The organism is Streptomyces sp. NPDC007905 (assembly GCF_042959345.1).
Taxonomy (GTDB): domain Bacteria; phylum Actinomycetota; class Actinomycetes; order Streptomycetales; family Streptomycetaceae; genus Streptomyces.
Genome location: NZ_JBIBKS010000069.1, coordinates 1 through 4,797, shown reverse-complemented (window position 1 = coordinate 4,797; position 4,797 = coordinate 1). Strand labels below are relative to the sequence as shown.

The 4,797-nt window shown below is 71.9% G+C and carries 2 protein-coding genes; both read left to right on the top strand.

The window, feature by feature from the left end:
- The coding region (locus ACFZDC_RS41865) for an SDR family NAD(P)-dependent oxidoreductase (protein WP_391332340.1) at window positions 1–2,855 on the top strand (2,855 nt) is incomplete at its 5' end.
- 14 nt (window positions 2,856–2,869) lie between these two features.
- A partial coding sequence (locus ACFZDC_RS41860; RefSeq protein WP_391332338.1) for a beta-ketoacyl synthase N-terminal-like domain-containing protein occupies window positions 2,870–4,797 on the top strand: 1,928 nt, incomplete at its 3' end.

Here is a 4,797-nt window from a genome sequence, read left to right as displayed (position 1 = left end):
GTGTCGGCGTCGACTGGGAGGCGTTCTACGCCGGTACCGGCGCCCAGCGCGTCGAGCTGCCCACCTACGCCTTCCAGCGCCAGAACTACTGGCTGTCCCGCAAGGCAGGCACCGGCGACGCCGCGGTCGCGGGGATGGACCGGATGCGGCACCCGATCCTGTCCGCCGCCGTACAGGTCGGTGACCGGGACGAGTGGGTCTTCACCGGCAGCATGTCCCAGGAGACGCAGCCCTGGACCCGCGACCACATGGTGTTCGGCATCGTGCTGGTGCCCGGCGCCGCGATGGTCGAGATGGCGCTGACCGTGGGCAGCCGGCTGGGGTGCGGGGTCGTGGACGAACTGGTCGTTGCCGCCCCCCTGGTCCTGGAGGACGACGTCACCCGGCAGATCCGGGTCACGGTCGGTCCGGCCGGTGAGGACGACCGCAGGGAGTTCGCCTTCTTCTCCCGGCCTGAGGCGGGCGAGGACGAGATCACGGAGCTGACCTGCCACGCCCGTGGCTGGCTCTCCGCAAAGGCCGAGCCCCTGGAGGCGCTGCCCGTGCCGTGGCCGCCCGCGGACGCCGAGTCGCTGCCCGTGGCCGAGCTGTACACGCTCCTCAACCGGAACGCTCACCTCACCGATGTGGGCTTCGACTACGGCCCGGCCTTCCGCGCCGTACAGTCTGCCTGGCGCAGGGGTGACGAGGTCCTCGTCGAGCTGGCGCTGCCCGAAGTGGCCGGGCCGGCCGCCGGGTTCGCCATCCACCCCGCGATGTTCGACTCCGCCCTGCACGGCGGGCTCGGCATGCTCGACATGGGGGAGGAGAACCCCAGCGGGCTGCCGTTCTCCTGGTCCGGGGTGCAGCTGGAGCGCTTCGGTCTCACCCGGGTGCGGGTCAGGATCACGCTGCCGGACCCGACCTCCCTGCGGCTCGACATCGCGGGCGAGGACGGTGTGCCGCTGGCCTGTCTGCGACGGCTCGACGTCCGCCCGGTGGAACAGGGGCACCTGGAAGCCGCCCGGCGGGACGGTGACCGCCATCTCCACGAGATGGGCTGGGTCCCGGTGCAGGCCGTCACGGCGCGGACCGCGCGTCTCGTTGCGCTCGGCGAGTCGATCGGCGGTCCGGTGGACCGGTTCGCCGATCTGGCCGCGCTGGAGAAGGCCCTGGCCGACGGTGCGACCGCGCCCGACACCGTAGTCGCCGAGGTCATTGCCCCGCAGGACGACTTGGCGAGGGCGGCCCGCACGGCTGCGGTCGAGGCGCTGCAGTTGGTGCAGCGGTGGCTGGCCAGTGAGTGGCTGGGCGAGGCCCGGCTGGTGCTGGTGACCCGGGGAGCGGTCGCTGTCGACGGTGAGGCTCCCGACGTCGCCCAGGCGGCGGTGTGGGGCTTGGTGCGCAGTGCGCAGTCGGAGCATCCGGGCCGGTTCGTGCTGGTCGACCTGGACGGCGAGGAGCCGGACTGGGGCGCTGTGCTGGGTGCTGAGGAGCCCCAACTGGCCATCCGTGAAGGCCGGCTGCTGACATCCAGGCTCTCTCGTGGCATCGCACCGGTCGCCGACCGGTCCCCGGTCGTCGACACGGACGGGACCGTGGTGATCACGGGTGGTACGGGTGGTCTGGGTGCGGTGTTCGCCCGTCACCTGGCCGTCGAGCACGGTGTGCGTCATCTGCTGTTGCTCAGCCGGGGGGGCTTGGAGGCCGACGGTGCTGGTGAGTTGGTGGCGGAGTTGGCGGAGCTGGGTTGTGTGGCACGGGTGGTGGCCTGTGATGTGTCCGATCGTGAGCAGCTCGCCTCCGTGCTGGGTGCCGTGGAGCGTCCGCTGACGGCGGTGGTGCACGCGGCGGGTGTGCTTGACGACGGTGTGATCGAGTCGATGTCGGCCGAGCAGGTCGACCGGGTGATGCGGCCGAAGGTCGATGGTGCCTGGCATCTGCATGAGCTGACCGCCGGGATGGATCTGTCGGCGTTCGTGCTGTTCTCGTCGGTGGCTGCGCTGATCGGCAGTCCGGGGCAGGGCAACTACGCGGCGGCCAATGCCGCGCTCGACGCCCTCGCCGCCTGGCGACGGGCCGGGGGTCTTCCGGCGGTGTCGCTGGCCTGGGGCCTGTGGTCGGACACCGCGGGTATCGCGGCGCAACTGGGCCCGGCGGAGCTGGCCCGCCTCGAACGCATGGGGTCCAAGCCGCTGACGCCGGAGCTGGGTCTCGGCCTGTTCGACCAGGCCCTGGCGACGGACGCCGCTCTGCTGGCGCCGGTCCGGCTGGACATGGCGGTGCTGCGCGCCCAGGCCAGGGCCGGCACGATCCCGGCCGTACTGCGCGGGCTGGCACCCCTCCCGGCGCGACGCACGGAGACCACGACGGTGTCGCTGCGGGACCGTCTGGCGGGAGTCGCGGAGGGCGACCGCCAGCACGTCGTCCTCGACCTGGTCCGCACGCAGGTGGCTGCCGTACTCGGACACGCCTCCGCCGCGGCCGTCGAGCCCGAACGCGCCTTCCAGGACATGGGCTTCGACTCGCTCGGCGCCGTCGAACTGCGCAACCGGCTGACCCAGGCCGCCGGCATGCGCCTGCCCGCGACGCTGGTGTTCGACTACCCGACGCCCGCGGAGATCGTCCGCCTGCTGCTCACCGAGTTCGGCGGCGTCGCCGCCGAACCACCCATCGAGAAGGAACTGAACAAGCTGGAAGACATGCTTGCCGCGGTCACCGACAACGAGCGACGCCACGTTGCCGAACGCCTGCGCCGCCTGCTCTCCGTCGTCGCCGACGACGGGGAGGCGGAGAGCACGGCCGAGCGGATCGAAGCGGCCACAACCATGGACGAGGTCTTCCAGATGATCGACGCCGAGTTCGGCGAAGCGTGACAGGGGGCGGGGAAATGGCAGAGAACCCGGATCAGCAGGAGAAGATAGCTCGCTATCTCAAGAAGATGGCGAGCGACCTCAACCAGGCCCGCGCGCGCCTTCGCGAGTACGAGTCCCGTGACGGGGAGCCCCTGGCGATCGTCGGCATGAGCTGCCGCTACCCCGGCGGCGTGACGTCGCCGGAGGAGCTGTGGGAGCTGGTGGCGTCCGGCGGTGACGCCATCGGCCCGTTCCCGGCCGACCGCGGCTGGGACCTGGAGCGGCTCTACGACCCCGACCCTGACCGGCTCGGCACCGTATACGCCCGCGAAGGCGGATTCATCGACGGCGCCGCCGAGTTCGACGCCGACTTCTTCGGCATCAGTCCGCGCGAGGCGACCGCGATGGACCCGCAGCAGCGCCTGCTGCTGGAGGCGGCCTGGGAGGCGCTGGAGGACGCCGGCATCGACCCGAACGGCCTGCGCGGCACCGACACCGGCGTCTTCTGCGGCGTCGGCCCGTCCGACTATGCCGCCATGCCCGCCGGAGCCCTCCCACAGATCGAGGGCTTCCGCCTGACCGGCTCCACCACCAGCGTGGTGTCCGGCCGCGTCGCCTACAGCCTCGGCCTGGAAGGCCCGGCCGTGTCCGTGGACACCGCCTGCTCGGCCTCCGCCGTGGCCCTCCACCTCGCGGTGACCGCCCTGCGGGCCGGCGAGTGCTCGCTCGCCCTCGCCGGCGGCGTCACCGTGCTGTCCGGTCCCTTCCTGCACATGGAGTTCAGCCGCCAGCGCGGTCTGGCCCGCGACGGCCGCTGCAAGGCCTACTCGGCGTCGGCGGACGGCACCGGCTTCTCCGACGGCCTCGGCCTCGTTGTCCTGGAACGGCTCTCCGACGCGCGGCGCAACGGGCGGCGCATCCTCGGCCTCATCAGGGGCAGCGCGGTGAACCAGGACGGCGCCAGCAACGGCCTCACCGCCCCCAACGGCCCCTCCCAGGAACGCGTCATCCGCCAGGCCCTCGCCAACGCCGGACTCAGCCCCGCCGACGTCGACGCCGTCGAGGGCCACGGCACCGGCACCAGGCTGGGTGACCCGATCGAGGCGCAGGCGCTGCTGGCGACGTACGGCCGTGAGCGCGACGGTGACCCCCTCTGGCTCGGCTCCATCAAGTCCAACATCGGCCACACCTCGACCGCGGCGGGTGTGGCTGGTGTGATCAAGATGGTGATGGCGATGCGGCACGGTGTGCTGCCGCCGACCCTGCATGTCGGTGAGCCGTCGCCGCATGTGGACTGGGAGTCGGGCGAGGTTCGGCTGCTGACCGAGGGCCGCGAATGGCGGACCGAGGGACGTCCACGGCGTGCCGGTGTGTCGTCCTTCGGCGTGAGCGGCACGAACGCCCACATCATCGTCGAGGAGGCCCCGGCCGAAGCGCCCTCCGAGGACGCGCTGGGCGAGGTGACACGGCCCGCCGGTGCGGTGCCGGTGGTGCTGTCCGCGCGCAACGATGTGGCGTTGCGGGCGCAGGCGGAGCGGCTGCGGGCGCACGTGGCTTCGCAGCCGGAGGTGTCCGTGGTGGACACGGCGTACTCGCTGGTGACTTCGCGGGCGCTGCTGGATCGCCGGGCTGTGGTTGTGGCCGGTGATCGGGATGAGCTGTTGGCGCGTCTGGGTGAGGTGTCGGCGGGTGATGCCGCTGTGGCGGGTAAGTCGGCGTTTCTGTTCACCGGTCAGGGGTCTCAGCGGCGGGGTATGGGGCTGGAGTTGGCCGCCGCATACCCGGTGTTCGACCGTGCGTTGGACGAGGTGTGTGCGGAGGTCGACCCGCGGCTTGGCCGTGCGCTGCGCGAGCTTCTCGCCGCTGATGGTGAGGTGCTGAACTCGACGGAGTTCACGCAGGTGGCGCTGTTCGCCATCGAGGTCGCCCTGTTCCGGCTGGCCGAGTCGCTGGGGATTCGCCC